This window comes from Shouchella oshimensis (assembly GCF_004375095.1).
GTDB lineage: Bacteria > Bacillota > Bacilli > Bacillales > Bacillaceae_D > Shouchella > Shouchella oshimensis.
In genome coordinates this window covers 180,653-203,160 of the sequence record NZ_SNUX01000002.1, presented here as the reverse complement: position 1 = coordinate 203,160, position 22,508 = coordinate 180,653, and the positions used below count along the sequence as shown (strand labels likewise).

At 41.2% G+C, this 22,508-nt stretch carries 22 protein-coding genes; 1 reads left to right on the top strand and 21 read right to left on the bottom strand.

The annotated features are described in order from the left end of the window. Positions 1 to 16: 16 nt before the first annotated feature. The 16 genes from E2L03_RS07175 to catA all read right to left on the bottom strand — a co-directional run bounded on the left by E2L03_RS07175 (position 17) and on the right by catA (position 17,240). On the bottom strand, positions 17 to 1,228 hold the full coding sequence (locus E2L03_RS07175; protein WP_124741151.1) for an NRAMP family divalent metal transporter: 1,212 nt from the start codon (positions 1,226 to 1,228) through the stop codon (positions 17 to 19). Further along, on the bottom strand, positions 1,229 to 2,014 hold the full coding sequence (locus tag E2L03_RS07170; protein WP_134258819.1) for a putative hydro-lyase: 786 nt from the start codon (positions 2,012 to 2,014) through the stop codon (positions 1,229 to 1,231). 13 nt (positions 2,015 to 2,027) lie between these two features. Further along, complete coding sequence (locus tag E2L03_RS07165) at positions 2,028 to 3,050, bottom strand: 5-oxoprolinase subunit C family protein (protein ID WP_134258818.1); 1,023 nt, start codon at positions 3,048 to 3,050, stop codon at positions 2,028 to 2,030. Continuing rightward, positions 3,047 to 3,760 carry a 5-oxoprolinase subunit PxpB gene (gene pxpB / locus E2L03_RS07160; protein WP_124741148.1) on the bottom strand — a complete coding sequence of 238 codons (714 nt, stop codon included), beginning with the start codon at positions 3,758 to 3,760 and terminating at the stop codon, positions 3,047 to 3,049. The genes E2L03_RS07165 and pxpB overlap by 4 nt, the downstream gene beginning before the upstream one ends. A 173-nt stretch (positions 3,761 to 3,933) precedes the next feature. After that, positions 3,934 to 4,758 (bottom strand): sugar phosphate isomerase/epimerase family protein, encoded by an 825-nt coding sequence (locus tag E2L03_RS07155; protein WP_134258817.1) that lies wholly within the window; start codon positions 4,756 to 4,758, stop codon positions 3,934 to 3,936. Positions 4,759 to 4,812: 54 nt separating this feature from the next. Further along, positions 4,813 to 5,016, bottom strand: coding sequence for a hypothetical protein (locus E2L03_RS07150; RefSeq protein WP_095149432.1), 204 nt, complete (start codon positions 5,014 to 5,016; stop codon positions 4,813 to 4,815). A gap of 129 nt (positions 5,017 to 5,145) precedes the next feature. Continuing rightward, positions 5,146 to 7,116, bottom strand: coding sequence for an iron ABC transporter permease (locus E2L03_RS07145; protein WP_134258816.1), 1,971 nt, complete (start codon positions 7,114 to 7,116; stop codon positions 5,146 to 5,148). A 3-nt stretch (positions 7,117 to 7,119) separates the two neighbouring features. Further along, positions 7,120 to 8,142: an ABC transporter substrate-binding protein gene (locus E2L03_RS07140; RefSeq protein WP_243839510.1), complete on the bottom strand. Its 1,023-nt coding sequence runs from the start codon at positions 8,140 to 8,142 to the stop codon at positions 7,120 to 7,122. Between the two features lie 155 nt (positions 8,143 to 8,297). Next, positions 8,298 to 8,744, bottom strand: coding sequence for an NUDIX hydrolase (locus E2L03_RS07135; protein WP_038476094.1), 447 nt, complete (start codon positions 8,742 to 8,744; stop codon positions 8,298 to 8,300). Between the two features lie 90 nt (positions 8,745 to 8,834). Continuing rightward, positions 8,835 to 9,167, bottom strand: a complete 333-nt coding sequence (locus E2L03_RS07130; protein ID WP_236702442.1) for a HesB/YadR/YfhF family protein — start codon at positions 9,165 to 9,167, stop codon at positions 8,835 to 8,837. A 56-nt stretch (positions 9,168 to 9,223) separates the two neighbouring features. Next, positions 9,224 to 11,635, bottom strand: a complete 2,412-nt coding sequence (locus E2L03_RS07125; protein WP_134258815.1) for a coiled-coil domain-containing protein — start codon at positions 11,633 to 11,635, stop codon at positions 9,224 to 9,226. A 115-nt stretch (positions 11,636 to 11,750) separates the two neighbouring features. After that, positions 11,751 to 12,806, bottom strand: a complete 1,056-nt coding sequence (locus E2L03_RS07120) for a DUF871 domain-containing protein (RefSeq protein WP_134258814.1) — start codon at positions 12,804 to 12,806, stop codon at positions 11,751 to 11,753. Between the two features lie 14 nt (positions 12,807 to 12,820). Further along, positions 12,821 to 14,176 carry a PTS transporter subunit EIIC gene (locus tag E2L03_RS07115; RefSeq protein WP_095149428.1) on the bottom strand — a complete coding sequence of 452 codons (1,356 nt, stop codon included), beginning with the start codon at positions 14,174 to 14,176 and terminating at the stop codon, positions 12,821 to 12,823. 16 nt (positions 14,177 to 14,192) lie between these two features. Beyond that, the gene (murQ, locus tag E2L03_RS07110) at positions 14,193 to 15,083 is read right to left on the bottom strand and encodes an N-acetylmuramic acid 6-phosphate etherase (RefSeq protein WP_134259168.1); all 891 of its coding nucleotides are present in this window, start codon (positions 15,081 to 15,083) and stop codon (positions 14,193 to 14,195) included. A 229-nt stretch (positions 15,084 to 15,312) separates the two neighbouring features. After that, positions 15,313 to 16,248 carry an NADP-dependent oxidoreductase gene (locus E2L03_RS07105; protein ID WP_134258813.1) on the bottom strand — a complete coding sequence of 312 codons (936 nt, stop codon included), beginning with the start codon at positions 16,246 to 16,248 and terminating at the stop codon, positions 15,313 to 15,315. Between the two features lie 341 nt (positions 16,249 to 16,589). Next, on the bottom strand, positions 16,590 to 17,240 hold the full coding sequence (catA, locus tag E2L03_RS07100; RefSeq protein WP_134258812.1) for a type A chloramphenicol O-acetyltransferase: 651 nt from the start codon (positions 17,238 to 17,240) through the stop codon (positions 16,590 to 16,592). Positions 17,241 to 17,462: 222 nt separating this feature from the next. Between catA and E2L03_RS07095 the strand changes: the two genes are divergently transcribed. Beyond that, on the top strand, positions 17,463 to 17,963 hold the full coding sequence (locus E2L03_RS07095; RefSeq protein WP_051667226.1) for a DinB family protein: 501 nt from the start codon (positions 17,463 to 17,465) through the stop codon (positions 17,961 to 17,963). A 44-nt stretch (positions 17,964 to 18,007) separates the two neighbouring features. Here the strand turns inward: E2L03_RS07095 and E2L03_RS07090 are convergent, their stop codons facing one another. From E2L03_RS07090 to E2L03_RS07070, 5 genes are all read right to left on the bottom strand, one after another. After that, positions 18,008 to 19,750 (bottom strand): ABC transporter ATP-binding protein, encoded by a 1,743-nt coding sequence (locus tag E2L03_RS07090; protein ID WP_095149426.1) that lies wholly within the window; start codon positions 19,748 to 19,750, stop codon positions 18,008 to 18,010. A gap of 5 nt (positions 19,751 to 19,755) precedes the next feature. Further along, the gene (locus E2L03_RS07085; RefSeq protein WP_095149425.1) at positions 19,756 to 20,508 is read right to left on the bottom strand and encodes a MerR family transcriptional regulator; all 753 of its coding nucleotides are present in this window, start codon (positions 20,506 to 20,508) and stop codon (positions 19,756 to 19,758) included. A gap of 116 nt (positions 20,509 to 20,624) precedes the next feature. Then, positions 20,625 to 21,131: a GNAT family N-acetyltransferase gene (locus tag E2L03_RS07080; RefSeq protein WP_124741141.1), complete on the bottom strand. Its 507-nt coding sequence runs from the start codon at positions 21,129 to 21,131 to the stop codon at positions 20,625 to 20,627. A gap of 3 nt (positions 21,132 to 21,134) precedes the next feature. Beyond that, positions 21,135 to 21,788 carry a Type 1 glutamine amidotransferase-like domain-containing protein gene (locus tag E2L03_RS07075; RefSeq protein ID WP_134258811.1) on the bottom strand — a complete coding sequence of 218 codons (654 nt, stop codon included), beginning with the start codon at positions 21,786 to 21,788 and terminating at the stop codon, positions 21,135 to 21,137. Positions 21,789 to 21,887: 99 nt separating this feature from the next. Then, the gene (locus E2L03_RS07070; RefSeq protein WP_124741139.1) at positions 21,888 to 22,475 is read right to left on the bottom strand and encodes a PepSY domain-containing protein; all 588 of its coding nucleotides are present in this window, start codon (positions 22,473 to 22,475) and stop codon (positions 21,888 to 21,890) included. Positions 22,476 to 22,508: the final 33 nt, after the last annotated feature.

The window sequence follows — 22,508 nt, the reverse complement described above, 5'->3', positions numbered from 1 at the left end:
CTCTCTCCTCTCCAAGTTAATTGCCAGTCCATAAGTTCACGATGCCTTCAAGTGCAATATAGCCTGCACCCAACGTTACCACTACTGTCAAGGCACCAAATACGATTAACCATGTTGGATGATGGTAATCACCGACAATCGATTTTTTCCTTGAAGCGATTAAGATTGTCGTTAACACTACCGGCAAGATTAAACCGTTCAACGCACCTGCTAAAATTAGTAGCTGCACAGGCTGGCCTATCGTTAAAAAGATAAGCGCTGAAATAATAATAAATCCCGCAATGAAAAAGTTATTTTGTTTTGCAAAAATGGGGTGAAAGGATCGTAAAAACGATACGCTTGTGTACGCACAACCAATCACTGAACTAATCGCTGCTACAAACAACACAAGGCCAAATAAATAATAACCAACATCCCCTAAGCCGACTTGAAAGACGGTTGCTGCTGGGTTGTTCTCATCCAGACTGTAACCAGCTGTTACAACACCGAGTACAGCTAAAAATAAAAACACCCGCATGACGCCTGTTGTTAGTATACCTAAGTTCGCTGCACGCCCAACAAACTTAACGTTTTCTTTCCCTGTAATTCCTGCATCAACAAGCCGGTGACCACCAGCAAAAGAGATGTACCCGCCGACTGTGCCACCAACAATGGTGACAATCGGCAACAGAAGCATCATGTAACCCTCTGGTACAATGGCTCGGTATGCTGCTTCTTGAACAGGTGGATTACTATTGAACATGACATAACCAACCATTAATAGCATAATGATTCCACACACTTGCATGACTCGGTCCATCACCGGCCCAAATCGTTTAAACATAAACAAGCCAATAGTTAAAACAGCTGTAATGACACCCCCAGCCGTTAAAGGTAAATCAAATAATACATTAAGACCAAGTGCGGCCCCACCAATGTTTGCAATATTAAATGCAAATCCACCAAATAAAATAAGGCCTGCAATGACATACCCTAGTCCAGGGAGAAGCGCATTGGCTATCTCTTGACCCCGTTTACCAGATACCGAAATAACCCGCCAAATGTTCATTTGCACACCAATATCAATAATAAGTGAAATTAAGATGGCAAAGGCAAAGCTCGCTAGAAATTGCTCTGTGAATCGAGCGGTCTGTGTTAAAAAAGCAGGTCCAATGGCAGACGTCGCCATTAAGAAAATAGCACCAGTTAAAAACTTTCTGCGATCTTTGTCGCTAATGGGATGGTTCATCTACAAGACTCCTAATTGTTCATTTTTTTTGGTTGTAATATACATATGGCCAGGGGCATGTGTAATCATTAAATCTGGTTTGCTCGCCATTGCAGCAGCTTGAGGCGTTACGCCACATGCCCAAAATACAGGAACCTCCCCTTCTTTTATCGTGACTGAATCCCCAAAGTCAGGCTTCTGAATCGTTTCAATGCCAATTGAAGCTGGATCACCAATATGAACAGGTGCTCCATGTACAGAAGGAAAACGCGCAGTCACAAGAGATGCTCGAATGGCGTACTCTTGTGACATTGGCCTCATGCTGACGACCATATTGCCATGGAAAGATCCAGCTTGTTCACAAGGGATGGAGGTAAGGTACATTGGCACATTCACATTCTCTTCTTGATGTCTTATCGGTATGCCGTTGGCAAGTAGCGCTTCTTCAAATGTGAAGCTACAGCCAATTAGAAAACAAACCATATCCTCTTCCCAAAGTTCTCCTATCTCCGTTCGCTCCTCTGTTAAAACACCGTCTCGATAAACACGATACCGCGGAAGATCTGTTCGTAAGTCAGCATGAGTGCCCATCATTTTTGGAATAGCAGAGCCAACATCCGTCACATCTAATAATGGACATGATTGAGGATTTCGCTGGCAGAAAAGCAGGAAGTCATATGCATCTTTTTTGCGTAACACAACTAAATTCGCTTGAGCATATCCTCTAGCTAACCCAGATGTAGGACCTGTATAGTGTCCATTTCGAATGTCCATCATAAGCTGTTCACGTTCGTTTTGATCCATCATCTCATCGACTCCTTTATTCATTTTCACTTCCACACTGTTTCCACTTTAATAGAATCCCCTGCTTCCTAATCGCTGTGGCTCTTTCATACTCCACATACAAGCGCTCTGCTTCTTCAAGTGAGACTTTTGTAAATGTAAATGACTGTCCCGGTCGTAATTGAGCGATTTTCCAAATATCAACGGAAGTAACTTGTAGCGCACGGGGGTACCCGCCTGTCGTTTGTCGATCTGCCATTAAAATAATAAGCTGACCATCTGGCGGCGCTTGAACCGTACCAAGCGCAACTGCTTCTGATAAAAGACTAAATGAATCGTCAAACTGAATACGTGCTGGAGACTGCAAACGATACCCCATTCGGTCTGATTGATTTTTAACCGTAAAGGTAGTCTGAAACAACCGACGCTTACTCTCTTCATTTAACCGTTCAAAATGTGTTCCAGGAATAGCACGTATAACGTTTCGATTTAATTCATGTGCTTCATTGATTGGACCATTAACATGCCAGCTTGATCTCCACACTTGATTATTTTGATTTGTCTTTTCGATAACTGGTTGAACCAGTTTATTTGGACTACCTAGCTCAAGACAATCTCCTTGTTTTAGGCTTCTCCCTTGATAACCACCTATACCGGCTCGAATATATGTACTTTTACTGCCCATTACGTCTGGAACATTAAATCCACCTGCAACCGCTAAGTACGTACGCATGCCTTCTTTCTTTGCTTTAAACGATAAAGTCGTCCCCTTTGGAACAACGAGAGGATAACCAATTGGGTATGGATCACCATTCAGAAAAGGGGTCATCCCATCTCCTGTCATGCAAATGAGTGCGGTTGTTTGGAAGGTAAGCACTGGGCCAATCAGGGTCATCTCAAGAACTGCTTCCTTTTCGTCATTTGCAACGGCTATATTCGCATTACGGGCAGCCCGACGATCCATTACACCACTCTCTAACACGCCTTGATGAAGAAAGCCTCTTCGACCTAAATCTTGAATGGTCGTAAACAACCCTCCCTCTTCAACTAAAATACTCATTGTTCCCCTTCTTTCATCTGTAAAAATTCTTCTTTTGTAATCTGCTTAAATGTGACGTGATCCCCCGCACGTAGCAAGCTTGGAACTTCTCGACTTGCTGAAAAAAGAGTTAAAGGGGTTTGTCCAATCAGCTGCCACCCTCCAGGTGTTGAAATTGGGTATACACCTGTTTGGCTACCTGCAATGCCAACGGAACCTGCCGGAATTTCTGTTCGAGGTTGAGCGTGCCTCGGCGTGGCAATGCGCTCATCCATTCCTCCAAGAAAAGGAAATCCAGGGGCAAAGCCAATCATATATACAAGGTAGTCACCAGATGTATGAATCTGAATCACTTCTTCTTTTGATAAGCCATTTTTTGTCGCAACATCGTTTAAATCAGGTCCATATTCAATGTCATAACAAACTGGAATGGTTACGCGGTTTCCACTTTGCTCAATCGCCTGATTTCCTAATTGATTGACTCGTTCTTTTAAAATGGCCTTCACTTCAGTCGCAACACTGCCAGCTGCTGTTTCTACCTTCATTGGATCATAAAAAACCGTTAAGCCTATATAACTTGGAACCGATTCTTGATAACCGGGAAACGGTTCGTGATTAAGATTTGTGAGTAGCTGTTGAACACGGGCTTGTACAGTAGGACTTACGGAATTACCAAGGTTCACCGTAACGGATGTTTCGCTAAGTGAGTAAATATAGGGTGTCTCTTCCATTCCAAAACCACCTTTAAAATTCCTATGTAATTAAAATAGTCAGAAAATAATATCGTTCAATCTTTCTTTAATAATGTACCATTCTACCACACTAAACCACTGAGCACTATGGCATAACTTTACCAGTTTACGAGGAATAAGCCGCTCCAATTACAAAGGCGGCTTTGCTTTCCTTATAAATATTCCTTTACTACTCGTTTCACTTCATTAATACCTGCCCACATATCGTCTGGTCCATCATACACAATGGTTAAAGGACCAGCGTATCTTGCTTGTCTTACTAATTCTAAGTTTCCAATGAGTTCAGGTTTATTTATTGTACCATCCCGATTTCGTAACGCTTTTACATGAATAGACTTGCTATATGGTACTGTCAGACGAATGTCGTTCTTTTTCCCTACACCAGAAAAATTACCAAAATCGGTTATTAACCCTTTAATGTCAGAATGATGCTGTAGGAACAAACAGTTCTCAGACGTGGAAGTGAGGCTTTTGAAGTTTTCAGTAAGGACACCAATCCCTTTTCGTTCTCCATATGCTGCTAGTTCCGTTAACTCACTAGACACCCTTTTTAAGCTTTCTTTATCGTCAGGATGCGCCTCTCCGCCAATTACGCGAATGCATGTTGCTCCAACTTCAGCAGCAATATCAATCCACTTTTTAATAAACCCTTTATCAGCAGATCGTCTAACAGGATCTTTATGGCTTAAATCGCCATAATCGACCAGAATTGAAAATAGCTGTATCGATGCTGTTTCAAAAGCAGCTCGTACACGTTGTAAGTAATTCGAATCTGTTGAAGAGAAGTGAGGGTGTATTACTTCCAAAGCGTCGAACCCTTCTTGTTTTAACAATTTTGGCAGCTCTTCTAAAGTGTAGATCGCTGGCATTTTTTCTATTTTTGTCGTAATTTCTTGCTTCTTTTCATCCCATTCATTCCAATAAAGAGGGCCTAATAATCGGTTTAAGCTCCAAGTTGTTAGTGATAAGTAGCGCATGTTCTCACAGCCTCTTCTCTTATAGTCTCTAGATAAAAAAACGCTCAAAAATCTTTATTCACAAGGGATAATGAGTGAGGAATGTTTCTCTATATACGCGACTGTCCAATAGTCTGATGGATCTACTTCTTTTAAAAGCATGCTATTAAGCTTAACCGCTAATAAATGTGCTTCTTCATAGCTAGAAAAGAATTTACGCTTATTACCACTCGTTAAAAACCATTGATTACCGTTAACATTGCGATATAGAACAAACATTTTGATCCCTCCTCAATTTACACTATTATTACACAAACATTCTGACAACAAAAGACTAATAACTGGTAAATCCCTTATTTTATACTGACACACGAAAAAGACCACAATAAAACGTGGTCTTAAGCGAAATTAAAGCTTCCTCATCACATAAAGAATATACGGTGCACCGACTAATGCAACAAGCAATCCAGACGGAATTTCGGTTGGGTATAGGATATAGCGACTTAAAAAGTCAGCGATAATAAGTAAAGTGCCTCCAATCATCATGGAAACAGGAATGACTCGTTGAAACGCTGATCCTACCAATGCACGTGCTGCATGTGGTGCTAATAAGCCGATAAAACCAATTGCTCCCACGATCGATACACAGACTGCTCCAATTAAAACGGCTATGACAATGGACGTAATCCGCAGCAGCTTTACCTTTGAACCTAATGAAATCGATACTTCATTTGAAAAAGCAAGTACATTCAAATGCTTGCTCAAAGAAAGGGTAAACGGAACAAGAATGACTAGCATCACCAATAACCAAACGACATTGTCCCAGGTGGATCGGTATGTACTTCCTGCTAACCATACAAGCGCTGGTGAAACACTTAAACTTGCTTTGACCGTCAAGATTTGAATCACACCCGATGCCATAGCCGAAACCGCCACGCCCATTAGCGCCAAGGAAATTGGCTCAAAGCCTGATCGTTTTGTTGCCAAGATCACAATTAAAACGGCCATAATTGATCCTATTACAGCACCTATCGGTAAAAAGATATACGGTAACGATGGAAATACCACAAGAATAAGAAGTGCACCAGCTCCACCGCCAGAAGTGATACCAATAATAGAGGGGTCGCCTAATGGATTTTTTAAAACGTTTTGCAATAGTGCTCCACACAAAGCGAGTAATGCCCCGACCAAAAAGGAAACCAAGACTCTAGGCCAACGAAACTGTATCGTCACTTGATCTACTAGTTTGCCTGCGAACATTTCTTGTATACTCGTGAATTGTCCACCACCAAAAGAAATAGATACATAAGCAACGACAAGTGATACACCTATAAGAGAAATTGTTACGACAATCGGATTCAACGTTTTTTTCGAACTAGTTAGCTTTTGCTTATCGCTTCTCATTTTCCGAGCAGCTTTGTAAGCTAAATACATTAACCATGGACTTCCAATAAAAGCAGTCATCGCCCCAACAGGAAGTTCACTATTTGGTGAAATCAAGCGCGAAAGCACATCTGCTGCAATTAGAATAACTGCTCCCCACATAAACGTATGAACAAATTGTAGACGGTGTCCACGAATCCCCATTAACCGAACGAGATGTGGTGCCATTAAGCCAATAAATCCAATCGGTCCAACGACACTGACGGTTGCAGACGCTAGCAAAATTCCTAGTGCCCACCCCCAAGTCTTTACGAACCTTAAAGGTAAGCCTAATCCTTTAGCCGCTTCATCACCTAAGTGGATAAGATCAAATTTCTTTCCGCTTAGAATGGCTAGTAACCCTAAAAAGAGCGCAAATGGCCAAATAAAAGCGACACCTGACCAATCATTTTGCATTAATGTGCCTGCACCCCATAAAAACAAACCGTTTGATTCTTGCTCATACATGAGCTGTAGGCTACTTGTTAAGGCACCGAACAGTAATGTAATAATCATACCTGTTAAGACAATCCGTACTGGTGACATCGTTTTTCCTGCTAACATAAAAACGAGAAAAGCTGCAAAACACGCTCCTAGAAATGAAAAAAGAAATGAAGCGTTCACTCCTGGAAAGAAAAGAGTACCGATGACAACGAATAAATAGGCCCCTGCATTAATACCCAATGTTCCGGCGGAGGCTAATGGATTTTTCGTCATGGTCTGTAAAACTAAACCCGCCATTGCTAAACAGCCTCCAGCTAGGATACCCACCATTAACCGAGGGAAGCGCACACCCATAATTGCCTCGGTTCGTTGATCCCAACTTGAAAACAAATCACCAATTGATAAATCCGCTTGCCCCTGTACAAGATGCATAACCGATAACCCGATTAAAATCAAGCTTCCTAATAAAAAAGACAGAGCGGACTTGTTTTTTTTGTATTTCATTGCGCTCATTTTCTACTGGTCTAACACTTCTAACGTGCGGTGTACGAGTTTTTCTGCTGACAACGGGCCACCGTATGGCCATGTGTCACCACCAAGAGCATAGACTCGATTTTCTTTTGTAAACGTAAGGTCATTCCAGACAGAGTTATCCTTTAGTTGATTCTCAAACACATTGTCATCGCCTTGTACAATATGTAGGAGGTTTGCATCTTCTACTTTAGTAAACTCTTCTACGCCTACCGTCGAAAATCCATAAGGCTCAAAGCTCCCAGATTCGTAGACATTTTCTAATCCCATACGTTCTAAAACCTCAACAGCAAGAGCATTTGGTGTAGAAATACGAAATGCAGGTGCTTGATTATCACTGTATGCCATCGTCAATGCAAATTCATTTGTGTCTAACTCTATATCAGCTAGCGCCTGCTGTGCTTCTTCATATGTCGTTTCTAAATCAGCTAGCACATCGTTTGCCTCATCGGTCTTATCAAACAATTTAGCCATTTCTAAATAAGTCTCTTCCATCTCTTCGTACTGGGTTTGACCAAGCTCTTCTTCTGGATAAGGATTATAGACGAGCACAGGCGCAATTTTATTCAACTCTTCCATCATCGCGTCTGCTCTGAAATTAATTGCATAGATTACGTCTGGTTCTAGTTGAGCAATGGCTTCTAGATTCGGTTCTGATCGTGAACCAACATCTACTGTATTTTCTAATCCTTCTGAACCAATATCTACCCATTCTTGATAGGAATCAATTTCAGCCATCCCTGTTGGCTCTACTCCTAGAGATAAAAGGTTCTCAGCAAAAATCCAATCAAGCACAACGGCTTTCTCAGGTACTGACTCAAATGTATGTTCACCGTGAATATCTGAAACTGTTATACTTTCTTCACTATTGCCTTCGTTAGTGGACTGGTCAGAATTCGTTTCTCCACCTCCACATGCTGCTAACAAGCCAATCGATAATACAGATAAGAATTTACTCGCTGTCTTCAATCTATTCTCCCCCATAAACCAAATGATAATGATACTCATTTACGATTATACTACTCCATTAAAGAATAGCAATCCCTAAAATGTAACAAACATAAGAAAAAAAGCAGTTTACGCTCGTACGGAAACGTTAAACTGCTCGACTCAATCATTTGTTTTTGCTTTTTACAGATCGACTGACTCCTACTTAAGCTAATTTAATTCAGTAGTTTTTTTAAGATAAGAGCTGCACGTGAATCCATTTTTGCTGGTAACGCTTCTTTAGAGAAATAAGCAAGTGCTAGGCTCTCACCATCACTACCACCTAATACTCCGTACACTTCCTCAGCTCGATAAACCGCACTGACATTATACGTTTCATCCCCATTTGGATATTGAAAGTAGTAGTCTTTACCTGAAACCACGTCGACTAATGTGAAAGCTTTCGCCTGCAAGCCGGTCTCTTCCAATAACTCCCTTTCTGCGGTTTCTTCAAAACACTCCCCGAGTTCCATCACCCCACCAGGCAATCCCCACTCACCCGTATCTTTCCGATGCTGCAGTAAGATTTCTCCTGCTCGGTTATAGACAAGAATGGTTGCACCAACGAGAATAAATGGTCGTTGTCCAATTAATGCTCGTATTTCTTTAATATAATCTGCCATTTTGTCCTCCTTTAAGATATAGACGTGTCGGAATACGGAATGTCATGATGACAGGGACGAGCCTGTTTCGGGTAAATATGAATTTCTGCTTTATTTCTTATAATCAAAACGTAACTCATCTTCTTTTTCATCATAGTCAACATACAAATCGTGGCCATCGAAGAACCACACATCTTCCTCCTCAACAAAGAATTCAACGCCATTTCTTTCAGTTCTTACAGCCATTTTATTCGGTGCATCCTCTGCTGTAAAACCTAGGGCAAAGTTTTCTTGTACAGGACTAGAACCATACACTTTCGAAAAGAATTTAATTTTATCGTTCTTCCCCATTGAAAAGTCCTCTTTAAACCATTTCGCCGCTGGATCACTTATGACAATCTTCATTAACTGCTCGCCTTCTTTCTTAAACTCATACTTATCCATAGCATACCAGACTTATTGGTGCATACTAAAAAAAGAGGCTTATGAGTAAGCCTCTCCTAAAACTTCCGTCCGCCGCCTTTTCCTCGAAAGCTGGAGCCACCTCCGCGGCCGCCCATACTTCGACCGCCTCCGCGCGAACCGCTTGAACCACCAAAGCCACCTCCGCGTGAACCTGAGCCACCAAAGCCGCCCCCTCGTGAGCCCCCTGAGCCACCTCCACGTGAGTTACGGTTATTGTTTCGATTTACTGTATGAAGTACGGCAGCCGTTTGCGCAGCTTTTCTTGCCATTCTTCGTTCTTCATCACGCATTTCATCTACTAGTCTGCGCGTTAGTTCAACCTCTCGTTTTGCACTTGCAAACTGTCCCTCAGAAATCAAGTAATCCACTTGTCGAGCAGATTCATCGTAGCGTCTTTTGAACGTCGACTGGCTAAAATTCAAACCTAGTTTCCGAGACATATGCTGATAGGAAGAAGAGACATCTCGCCACTCTCGTTCTAATCGCTCTTTATCTTGAATAAAGGACTGCACTTCTTTTTGAACATAAGGGAGTTCTTGCTTAACATGCTCTAGTTCATCTTCTACTGCAAATAACTGGATAGGTGTAACGTCCAATAACCGAATGGCATTATTCACAGAACGATACAATTCTTCCATGCGATGACTGTTTAATCGAAGTCGATGATGGTGAAGTTGATGTTCCAATGATTGAATAGCATCATTCAAAGCTCTCGCTTCTCTATAAAGAGATTGTTTCTGCTGTTCTAACCGATCAAATAAATAGAAGCTTTGCCCATGAAGATCAGACAATGTTTTATACTGCGCTACTAAATCCTGCATAGTTTGATTGGCCTTTTTGTATTCTTGACGATCGAGCTGAAGCATCGTGTCCACGTTACTCATTGTAAGAAGCATATTGTCATACAAAGCCGTCGCCTCATGATAATCAGATTCAATTGAATGCCAATGGGAAGAATGATACGTGTGACGCACTTTGTCCATTTGAATGCGAAATGATTCTGGATCAAGTCGGATAGACCGCATCTGGTCTTGTAATTCGCCTAGTTCTTTTTTTGTTTCATCTCGGTACACAAGTAACTGCTTTACTCGCTGAAGCGCATCGTTAATGGCTGCATCCATTGAATCGTAGATGTACATGGCTTCTTTTGCGTTTCCAACCTCGATTGCATGATGTAGCTGAGAATGGGATTGTCGAGCTGCTTCTAACAGAGCATGAGGATCTTCCTCTTTTAATTGTAATTGCTCTCGCTCTACAATGTGATCAATCTCTCTCGCTTGCTTGTCAATTCGATCGATCAGTTCAGCTTCTTTCGCTAAAAGTGTCTTAATCTGATCAGCATGTGTTTCTGCTGTCGCACACGCCTCTTCTGCTGCCTCTGCTAGTTGGGCAGCATACAGATAGTCGAGGGAATCATCAGCTGACGACATTTCCGTCATTTTTTCTTCTGCTGCTTGGATATCCCTTTCCAAGTATGTGTACGGAAGATTTGTTTTACGCTTCATCTCTTCAAGCGCGTCTCTCACACCTTTTACTTTCTCTTCAATGGCTTTAATTAACCCCGAAATTTTCAACTCTTGATCGAACATCTCTTTTAATTGCTCTTTTTTCGTTTCGAGTTGTTCTTCTTGAGCAGTAATGTTGTTCGTGAAATCAACAGTTGCTTGTAACACGTCGTTTTTCTTTTTCTTACCTGCTCCGTCAAGCCATGTTTTTATTTGCTGTTCTTGTTCTTGAGCGTTTGTTAAAATCGCAAAAAGCTCTTCTTGTTTTTCACTAAACAATTGCTGCGTATTTCCACGAGAAAGTTCCACGCGCTCTTTCGCTTCGTGATAAGGCTTTAATACATCTGCCAAAATTCGTTTTTGACGGTCAAGAAGAGATTGAACATGCGCTAGACGCTTTTTCTTTTGTGCTCGTAAATAAAACAACGCAATGACAAGAGCAATCATTAAAGCTCCAACAAATAAAAACGTGGCAACCGTCCCACTCGTTCGCTCTCTTTCAAGGTGTTCCATTATATTGACTACACCTTGACCGTATTCTCCTGTAGCAGCAGCTGGCAAGAACTCATTATCAATTATTCGTACGGCATTTCGCTCGTTGCCAATAACAGACTCCGCTTCTCCATTAGGTATGTAGTTTAAATACACTTCACTGGCCTCTGCATCAATGAAAATAGAATAATGATAGCCTTCACTACCAACACGGTCAATGACCTCTAGTGCCGCGTTTGAAGACGATTGCCCATCAACACCCTCTACTGTGCTGACATAATAATTAAAGTATGTATCGTTTGCGGCTGCTTCAATAGCAGCAACTTCCTCAGCAGAAAAGAAATTTGCTTCATCCTCAATTGTAACACTCGCAAACGCCTGCATCGGAACCATCCATACGAGACAGAGTACAACAAAGATTACGATAGTACGTTGTTTCCTTCCATTCATTATTCGCTCCCCCTTTTCTTCTATTCTATTATACGGTGCAATGAGTTGAAAAGTTGCAATTGATCATAAAAAATAAACCGAGCATACTTCTTTCTATGCCCGGTTTAAACACATGCTAGCTCCATTTAATAGAAAATAGTTGATTGGCCTTGAGGTGTTCCAACAAAGGACGATCTTCTTCAATCACTCTACCAATAACATTCACTTTATCGTCAGCTTGTAAATCTCGCTTCGTTAATTGTATTTCTCCTTGATAGCGTCCGTACCGTTCGTTGTCCATGGTTATGGTCCCTAGCAAACGCTCAGTGGTTTGATTTGGTTTAACCTTTTGTTTCATTTGTTGAGCTATTTCTCGTGACTGGACGGAACGAATAACATCTCTTGCTTCGTCCGGTCGATTACACTGTTTATCTATAATAGGAGGATCTTCCACACATGCTTTCGCTCGTAATAAAATGACTCCTTGTTGTTGAAAAAGCGCTAACTGCTGTAAACTTTCTTCACTTAATTGAGGGTCACCAACGATTACCGTATCTACTGCTTTTTGGCTATATAAATCTAGCCAAGCCGCAAATGGACTCCAATGGCGATGGGCTTCTAACGTCGGCAACCCCTCATAGAGTGGTCCTCGCTTAACATCACCAGGTATAAACGACATTCGCTTAAATCCTGCCTCTCGTAAGCGCTCATTAATCTTGTTGAAATTTTCTCGACCTAAGCCGGTTTCCGGACGAGGGTAAAAATTATGCCATCCTTCAATGTGGTCAAACGCCACGCCTGCATGCTTTAATGCTGCAATGTCTTCCGTCCTTACTGTGCTGGCGTTCACAACAATCTCTAAAGATCTGGAAATACGAGCAACTGTCTCGGCATCAATTCCATAATCAATTCGCAATCCTGTAACACCCCAATCACGTAAAAGACTAGCCTTTTCCCACGTTAGTTGCAGATGAGCCATTGATTGAGGGGATACATCACAAACAAGCGCCATCCCTTTCTTTTCAGCAAAACGACCTAGCCGTTGCAAGCGGTCTGCGTATAGACTGACATCGTCTTCTGGAATGTGAAGGGATGTAAAGAGTGTTTGAAAACCATACAGATTGATTTTTTCTAAATAGGATAACTGTTCTTCAATTGGTACATGAAGATAAACCGATGCACCGAGTTTCATGATTGCTCACACTCCTAGATTCCCTTTGCCATCTCTTCTTTGAAGCCAAACAAGTACGTAAATAGAAAGCCTAACGAATACGCTACAGCAATTCCAATTAAGTATTGCACATAATTCCCTTCCGCAATGAGCGGAGTCAGGGATAGACCTGAAACACCAATCCCTAGCGCCCCTGTTCCAAACGATGCTTGTATAGCTCCTCCAACCGCAGCTCCCATACTTGCTGTTATAAACGGTCGCCCTAAAGGAAGGGTTACGCCATATAATAACGGTTCACCTATTCCTAAAAATCCTACAGGCAAGCCGCCTTTAATAATTGTACGTAAACGTTGATTTTTCGTTTTCATAAAGATCGCAATAGCAGCACCAACTTGACCTGCTCCTGCCATCGCTAATATAGGTAGTAATGTTGTAAAATTAAACGTGTTAATGAGTTCTAAATGAATAGGCGTTAAGCCATGATGAAGACCAACCATGACAAGTGGTAAGAAGAAACCTGCCATTACTGCTCCTGCAAGTGGTCCACCAATTGATAAGACCGAATTAATTCCAGATGTAATGCCTTCTGCTAATACACCTGCTACTGGCATGACAGCGTAAATAGAAAGTGCTCCAACGATTAATACAGTGAATAGTGATGTGAAAATAATATCAATGGATCGTGGCATCACCTTACGAATGTTCCGCTCAAAGAAAACCATTAGCCAAGCTGCAAAGATTACGCCAAACAGTCCACCACGTCCAGGCTGCAGCTGCTCCCCAAAAATCGTTACTTGTTCAAGAGCCGGATTAAAAATAAACATACCGGCGATTGCCCCTAAAACCGGTGTTCCGCCAAATTCTTTTGCTGTATTCCAACCTACTAATATAGCTAGATACATAAACAAGCCGCCGCCAAGAATTGTCATTAACAGGAGCCAAGTGTGATCTTCCGTTTTCAACCCGTAGTTAATTAAGAATTGCGCCACTCCATTTATAATACCTGACGCAACTAAACCAGGAATAAGCGGAATAAAAATATTCCCGAGTCGCCTTAAAAACTGCTTAAACGGTGTTTTATTTCGTTCTTTACGAGCTGCAGCATCTCTAGCATTTTTTTCTTCAAACGACAGCTCGTGATTTTCACCTATAAGCTTTTGTATTTCAGCAGTGACGACATTCACCGTTCCTGGACCGACAACAATTTGCCATGTATCGTCTTCTACTACGCCCATAACCCCATCAATGTTTTTTAACGCTTCCTTATCCACTGCTGTGTCGTCTTTTGCTCTAATACGTACTCTTGTCATGCAGTTCGTGAGGTTATCAACATTCTCTTTTCCACCAACATGCTTTAAAATAGCCGCAGCCATTTGTTGGTCTTTGTTCATGCGCTTCACCTTCCTCTTATGAATTCACTGCTTTTCGAATAAATCCATTTGCCATTTCCAATTTCGCTTTTGCTTCATTTGCTGGGCAGTCTAACAATAGCATGACGATCGCCGTTTTTACATGACCATCAGCTTCTTGCAAAGCACGTTCAACATCTGCTCCTTTCCTATCGGTTGCTTCCATAACAATTCGTTTTGAGCGTTCGACAAGCTTTGCATTCGTCGGCTGCACGTCTACCATTAAATTCTGATACACTTTGCCAATCCCAATCATGGAAACCGTCGAAATCATATTTAATACAAGTTTCTGTGCCGTTCCTGCTTTTAATCGCGTTGAGCCAGTCAATATTTCTGGACCCGTTTCCAACTCAATCGCCACATCCGCATAGGAACTCATTTCAGCTTGACGATTACAACTAATCGCTACCGTATGAGCCCCCCTTTCGTTGGCTTCCTCTAATACCCCAATCGCATAAGGAGTGCGTCCACTTGCGGCTAACGCAATAACCGTATCTTTCTCGGACACATTAATGCGCTTACATTCATTCACGCCAAGAATACGCTGGTCTTCTGCTCCTTCAACAGCTTTAAAAAAAGCCCCCTCTCCTCCTGCTATAAGGCCTAAAACCCGCTCTGCCGGCATATCAAATGTTGGCGTGCACTCAACAGCATCTAGCACGCCTAGACGCCCTGATGTTCCTGCACCCGCATAAATGAGCCTGCCACCAGAAGAAAGGGAATCGATAACACAGGTTGTCGCTGCTTCAATTTCATCAAGTACATGTTCAATGGCTTTTGGTACTGTCGCATCTTCTTCATTCATTAATTTAAGAATATCGTAGCGATTCATTTCGTCGAGTTGCATGGAACGATTGTTTCGTCGTTCTGTTTGCAATTTGTCTAACAACACTTCTCACGTCCTTTACTCTAGTTAAATAAGCTGGAACACTCCCTATCTATAAGAACAGATGAAAGAGATTCATTAAAAGCTTGTTACCTAATCTTATTATCATTCCATTGAAATTATATGTCAATTATTAAATCAATATAAATAAAATTTTATTTCAAAAAGAAAATAGGTCATTGATACCACAAATAAAAAAAAAGTGCTTCTTTGCGAGAAAGAAGCACTTCCATTAAAACGTAATGACAATTTTCCCTGACACATGACCAGTTTCACTTAGAGAATGGGCGTCCTTTATTCCTTTCTCGCTGAAAGGATAAGACGCATGAATGACAACCTTTAGCTGACTTTCTTCAACAAGAGCCGCGAGTCGTTTTAATTGTTCACCGTCAGGTTCTAACCATACACCGTAGGCTTTAACGTCGTATACAGCAGCTTTTTTTTCGTCTTGTATACCTACAATTGTAACCAGTCGACCAGTTTCCTTTTTCAATACTTTGTAGCTATTCGACTGGACATCTCCTCCAACCGTATCGAAAACAAGATCTAGTTCAGATAAGCGATTTTCAAACGATTCCGTTTTGTAATCAATCACTTCATCAGCACCTAATTGTTTAACGAGCTCATGGTTTTTCTTACTAGCTGTTGTATATACGTATGCCCCTGCATGTTTAGCTAGTTGAATCGCAAGGTGACCGACACCACCTGCACCAGCATGGATCAACACACGTTCTCCTTCTGCTACATTGCCATGGGTAAAGAGTGCCTGCCAAGCCGTTAGCCCTGCAAGAGGAACCGCAGCCGCCTCCACAGAGGTCATATTATCAGGTATGAAAGACAATAAATGAGCATCTACAGCGACAAACTCCGCATACGTACCATGGCGAGTTGTTTCCGGACGGGCAAAGACCCGATCTCCTACCTTCCACTCCGTTACATTTGCTCCTACTTCTTCAATCACACCAGCCGCATCCCAACCTAATACGATAGGGAATGACCAATCGAGCATTTGCCGTAAGTACCCTTCACGAAGCTTCCAATCAATTGGATTCACTGATGTCGCCTCTAAACGCACGAGCACCTGTCCCGATTCTATCGTCGGTCTTTCCAATTCTATTTCTTTCAATTGTTCGATACCACCATACTGTTTAATTGCTACTGCACGCATCGAAACACTCCTTTCCTCGTTTATTCATTCCCTTAAAATAAGATTTCAATCGAACGAAAAGAGGCTGGGACATAATTAAAAGTAGTATTTGAAAAGACGAATAGTCTAAAATATGCTGGGTAGCACCGCTACAGGGAATCCTTCGCTTTCCGGGGACACGGCCTCAGCCTCCTCCGTTGAAAACCGCCACTCCAGAGTCTTCAGACACGTGCTGATCCCCCAGGAGTCTTCAGATTCTCCTTCCGTTCATTTTCATATAAAATAAATGACGAACGTTCCTATTTTCAGGAATGTTCGTCATTTTGGTCTGTCTATCTACTTTTGTCCCAGCCTCTACAACATTATTTTATCCACTCATGTGCTTGATTCGCCAATTGTTGGCAGTCATTCATAAACATACTTGCATGATACCCGTCGCAAACAGCATGATGGACTTGCAATGATACTGGTAAATAAAGTGTTTGATTTTTTTCTATCAGTTTACCAGCCGTAACAATAGGAAGAAGGTAATTGGTGTCTTGTTGAATCATTAAGTGAAACCCTGTAAAAGAAGTCCAAGGTATCATTGAGACAGAAACTGTATTTTCAGGCATGTGTTTTTTTGGAAAAAGCGCCTTACTCCCTTGATAAGTCATAACATCCTGTAAGTAAGATGTATGGAAGTGATTAAAGTCTCTGTTCATTGACGTCCAAATACCTGAAAAAAGCTTTGTCTTTTCGTGAAAAATCGTATAGACCGGTTCAAGTTGAGACCAATAGCCAAGCTCTCCTTCTTGGTTAAAGCTCATCCGAAAGGCGACATGTTTATTAACAACGGATGTTACCAGATAGAGAAAGGCAGGGTAAAATGTATACCCTTTTTGCTTCACTCTTTTATACAGCACGTCTACTTCAAGCTCAGTGGTAAGACTAAATGAAGTCTTTTGCTTTATATAATGCGAAAACACCTCTTCGCGCTTCCATGTTCTTCGATTAATAACTGTAAATGTCATGATTATGCCTCCTAAATGTAATCGTTTCTAGTTTAGGAGGCTAGCTTATCTGTTTTAACCATCTTTTCATCATTCCTTTACACGACTCTCTTTGAACAACTGTTTATCCTATATTGTCTCGTATTTTACACCAAAATGATTATTTTTCAACTAGAAGGGGAAAGGACTTTCATGTTTCATAGCGAAAACAAGCTATACCTATTAAAAAAGGAGACATGCTCTATGCCTAACCTAAATACAATCGAGGTTCGGAATCAACTCGTACAAGAGCTAGAAGCTTTGACCAATGAACAGCTTAACTTCCGCATTCAATCGAACTGGACCATTGGTGAAGTGTGTGATCACCTAATTAAAATGGACCATCAAGTCTTGTTAATGTTGCAATATACACTAACGAAAAATAAAGAAGAGGAAGCACCGCTAAAACCGATTGAGCGAGCATTGGACCGGTCAATAAAGCTTGAAGCCCCAGATATCGTTGCCCCTAACCCCGGTCCGTTTTCAAAATCGATTTTGCTTGAACGGTTACAACAAGAGAAACATCTACTTGACGAAGAAATTGCTTCTATTGAACAAGATCGCCTTACTAAACTATCAGCAAAGCATCCTGTTTTCGGTCGTTTATCTCTACAACAATGGATTGACTTACGAACGTATCACGAACAACGCCATATTGATCAAATCCATGAGTTAAAATCAACTCCTTCTTTTCCAACTACTTAAAAAGAACGATCGCGCCTCTTTCATCATAGGCCGCGATCGCTTCTTCAATCTACATGGAGCTGCTGTTTAACCAGTTCTTGATACAAACCATGATTCTCTAACAATTCTTGATGAGTTCCTGAACCTGTCACTCTTCCGCCTTCTAGTACAATTAATTGATCAGCGTTACGGACAGTCGCAAGTCGGTGGGCAATGACTAACGTTGTACGTCCAGACATTAATCGCTCAAGCGCTTCTTGAACAAGCTTTTCTGACGCGCTATCCAAGTGTGCAGTTGCTTCATCGAGAAGCAAAATTTCTGGATTTCGTATCATTGCCCTTGCAATAGCGAGACGCTGTTTTTGTCCACCCGATAAGCGAACGCCTCTCTCTCCTACCTCTGTTTCAAGTCCATCAGACAAACCATCTAAAAACTGCTTTAAATTAGCAGCATGCACAGCCTCTTCCACCGTCTCATTGGGGACATTTTCTAACCCATACGTTAAATTGCTTCGTATGGTTCCTGACATGATGGGAGAGTCTTGGGAGACGTAGGCAATCTTCTCTCTCCATTTATTAAGCGGTATAGATGCCGTTGGTACACCTCGGTACTGTATGGTTCCGCTTGTCGGTAAGTAAAATCGTTCAATCAGTGAGAACAACGTCGTTTTTCCAGCTCCACTCGGACCTACAAAAGCTGTCATTTCACCAACCCTCGCTGTAAAGTCAACATGTTGAAGAATCTTCTTATCCTCTGCATACTGGAACGACACATCTTGAAAGGCTAACGCATCAAGTTTGTTCACTGTGTTCATAGTCTCTAACGAATCTTGTTCCACTTCAGCATGCAAAATCGTTTCCATCCGCTCGCTTGCTCCGAGTGCTTTCTGCAATTGCGTAAAGAAGTTCGCCATCTGAGTAAATGGAACCGATATTTGAAATAAATAAAAGATAATGGCAACTAGCGCCCCTGCTGTTAACGTATTAGCTGCAACACGCATCCCACCATATCCAAAAATAACAACGAGCATAATAAGCATTAAACTCATCATAATCGGCTGGATCACAGCCATAATCTTTCCTTCACGTAAACCAAAACCAAATAGATTTGCCATTCGCTTAATCCCTACTTGTTTCTCTTGATCTTCAGCTAGAGACGCCTTAACAAGACGAATATCAGCGAGTACGCGCCCTAAATCACCTTGGAATGATGCCGTTTCATCTTGCAAGGAGCGGGAGACTCGATACATCTTTCTACCAAGTGGCATCATGACCAGTAATGATGCAGGAACAACTGCCAGCATCATTAGAGTAATTTTCCAATCTAAAACAAATAGAATAATAATCGAACCAATAATGGAGATTAAACCCGAAATAAAGGGTATCAATTGCATCGTCATAAAGTCTTTAATAACAAGGGTATCATTCGTCATACGACTCATCATTTCTCCTGATGAATGACGGTCGAAAAATGAAACAGGTAAGTGTAAGATCCGCTTCCAAGCCGTTTCTCTTAATGAATAAACGACTTTTTGCCCGATGTAGACCATGGTATAGATGGCGATTCCTGACATGATTAACTGCGCTAGAAACACTACTCCTAATAAGGCAATGGTTGACCATTCAAACCCGATCACCGTCATCTCATCAATAAAATTCATCGTTAATAACGGTACGATAAGAGCAAGCGCCGTCTCAAAAACAACAAGTACCACTGCAAGCAAAAGCAATAGCTTTCTTGGTAAGAATGGACGGATCATGGCTATAAAAGCTTTGATATTAATGGATTGATGCTGTTTCTCTTCCATTTTTATTACTCCTCTTCCCCATGTAAATAATTCGTAAGGGCAGTATACATAAAGTCGCCTAACTCCTCTGGAAAATACGTATTAAATAAATTGCTGTGTCTCTGAATAAATGCATCATCTTTTACAATCCCTAGCATCTTTTTCAACTCAGGGTTTCGCTTAACTAAGCATTGTACCAATTCTTTTGTGTAGAGGCTATCTGGTGTCTCTCCTTTTTGCATAGCCAAGTGAATATTAAGACAGAACTGCAACCCTTCTTTATCCATTAGTTGCTGTACCTCTGGTTCATCATATTTATTTAGTTGTGAAACAATCGATTTGTCACTTGAAAAATACTGTTTGAACGCTTGAATTTGATCTTTTTCACGTCTAAACGCATCTAACAAACTAAATGTTAACTCATCCGTCACTTGACCCTTTGTAGATTCTTCTTCATATAAACGTTGCACCCTAGTAATAAGTTTCATTGTTTCATTTAATTCAGTCTGTTTTTTTTCAATCACTTCTTTTTGAAAGGAAAGTAATTCTTCACCACTCATAACACGATCTTTCAGCTGAGCTTTAATTTCTTCAAGTGTCATCCCTAAATATTTGCATACAGCAATCTGTTGATACGTTTTCCATTCTGTACTTGTATAAAGCTTTTGACCTTTTTCATTTAAACGAAGTGGAACAAGCAAGCCAATCTGATCGTAATACCGTAAAGTTCGAACGGTTGTACCTACTTGTTTTGCAAATGATCCAATTGTTAGCTCCATCAAATCCCCCCCTTCAAACCATCGTACCCTAAGACGTAACGTAACAGTCAATCTAAATCTTATGAAGAAGCTTAGAAGAACACTCTTAACACGTTCATTCTAAGAGCGTATGTCACTTAAACAAACTGCGCCATACGAACATCATCGACGTATGTTCCATCATCGAGACGTGCATTTCTTTTTAATCGTCCTTCCTCTTCGAAACCTAACTTTTTATACAAATAAAGACCACGCTCATTATTTGAGAATACTTCTAGTGAGACTTTCTCAATACTCGGTTGCGCTTTTGCCCAGCTCAGAAGACGTGTTAGTAATTCAGTTCCTATTCCTTTTCCTGCATAATGCTCCTTCATACTAATACCCACCATACCTTGGTGAGAAAAACGTTTGCTTTCAGAAGGAAGGAAATGAATCATTCCTGCTAGTACACCATCTTGTTCTGCCAAATAAAGAAAGCCATGCTTTTGATGTTTTTCGATCCATTGTTTTTCCTGTTCAACGGTCAGTTGAAATTCATCTGCTCGCGTCCCGTAAAAAGTAGGGTTTTCTGTGAAAACAAACTTCATATGATCAATCATTCTTTGTGCGTCTTCTTTTCTAGCTTCACGATAAACGATATTCATCTGTTAATTTCCCTCCAACTTACGTAAAACCCCTGCTTCAATGCTGTAAACACCTGATCCCTCACTCATGTCTCTTATGCCATCTTCGAAATATATACCTGATTTTTCATTGATACCAAAACCTTCAATCGCATCGTCTTTCGTTATTCTACGCAAATGCTCCTCTTCCTCCCATTCACTAAAATGAACGGCCACTTGTGTATGTTTTTGCAAACCTAATCCTTTTCGTACACGTAACCGTTTACTTGAATGGTCTTTAGCAGATATCATACTCGTTTCCATGCTAATGATGGCGCCTGCAGAAAAACCTGCAACAGGGATACCTTTATAAAATTGTTCTCTAATCGTTAGACCAATCGTTTTTTCAACTACTTCATCTATGTATCTTTCCGTATGACCACCACCGATTACAATCCCACCACAATCGTTCAATTCATTGCAAATCTCCTGTTCTGATACTGCTGGAAGTGGACGAAACAAACAACGTACTCCCAACGATTTCAACGACCCCTCATACGTTTTCCGGTAATCCTCAATTCCTGGTCGATCGATAACAAGAATGATACATGTTTTCTTTCTCATAACCTCGACGAAACGCTTTCCTAACGTTTCAGTGAACGGTGGCCCGCTTCCAAATAAAAAAAGATGGGTGCTCATTGACCATCCCTCCTATTGTCTTTTTCCAATCATAGCATTTATCGTAAGAACCATAAAAAATAAGGCGCCTATATCTTATATAAGCACCTTACTCTTTTTTTAGTCTCGGTCAATTTCAATAATCTCTCCGGTTTCTGCGTCAACCGTTACTTCATGTTCTTCTTGGTCTACTTCAATCTTTACCTCATAGTAGATTCGGTTTCCTTCTCGTTCGAGTTCCCAGCTTCTCAATGCTCCTGGAACCTCGCCTTGAGCTGTTCCAACAGCATCGGTTGGTTCAATTAATTCATCTATCTCAATAGCTTCTCTTTCACGTTCAGCACCTCCGGCATCTTCAGCATCGAGAGGCTCTGTTTTTTGATTTATTTCTTCTTCCGTTTCTGCATGTATGACTAGTTCATACTCAGAATCGTCATCTATACCATCTAGTTCATAATGTAAGTTTTGAGCATCGTACGTAACCGATGTAAGTGATGCATCTGGAAACGCATTGTTGAAATGTTGGGCCGCATCTTCTAAACGAATATAGGAATTCATTGTTTCATTCTCTTGTTCGACGTTGTCTTCTTCTACAGTTCCAGGTGCCGGGTTAGGGTTCATTTCCCCAGGGCCTTCATCTTGATTACAAGCTGCTAGTAGTGATAGAGCGGTGAATACCGTTAGATACATAAATGGTGTTTTTTTCATTGTGTCTATACTCCTTTTCCTATGATCGTATCA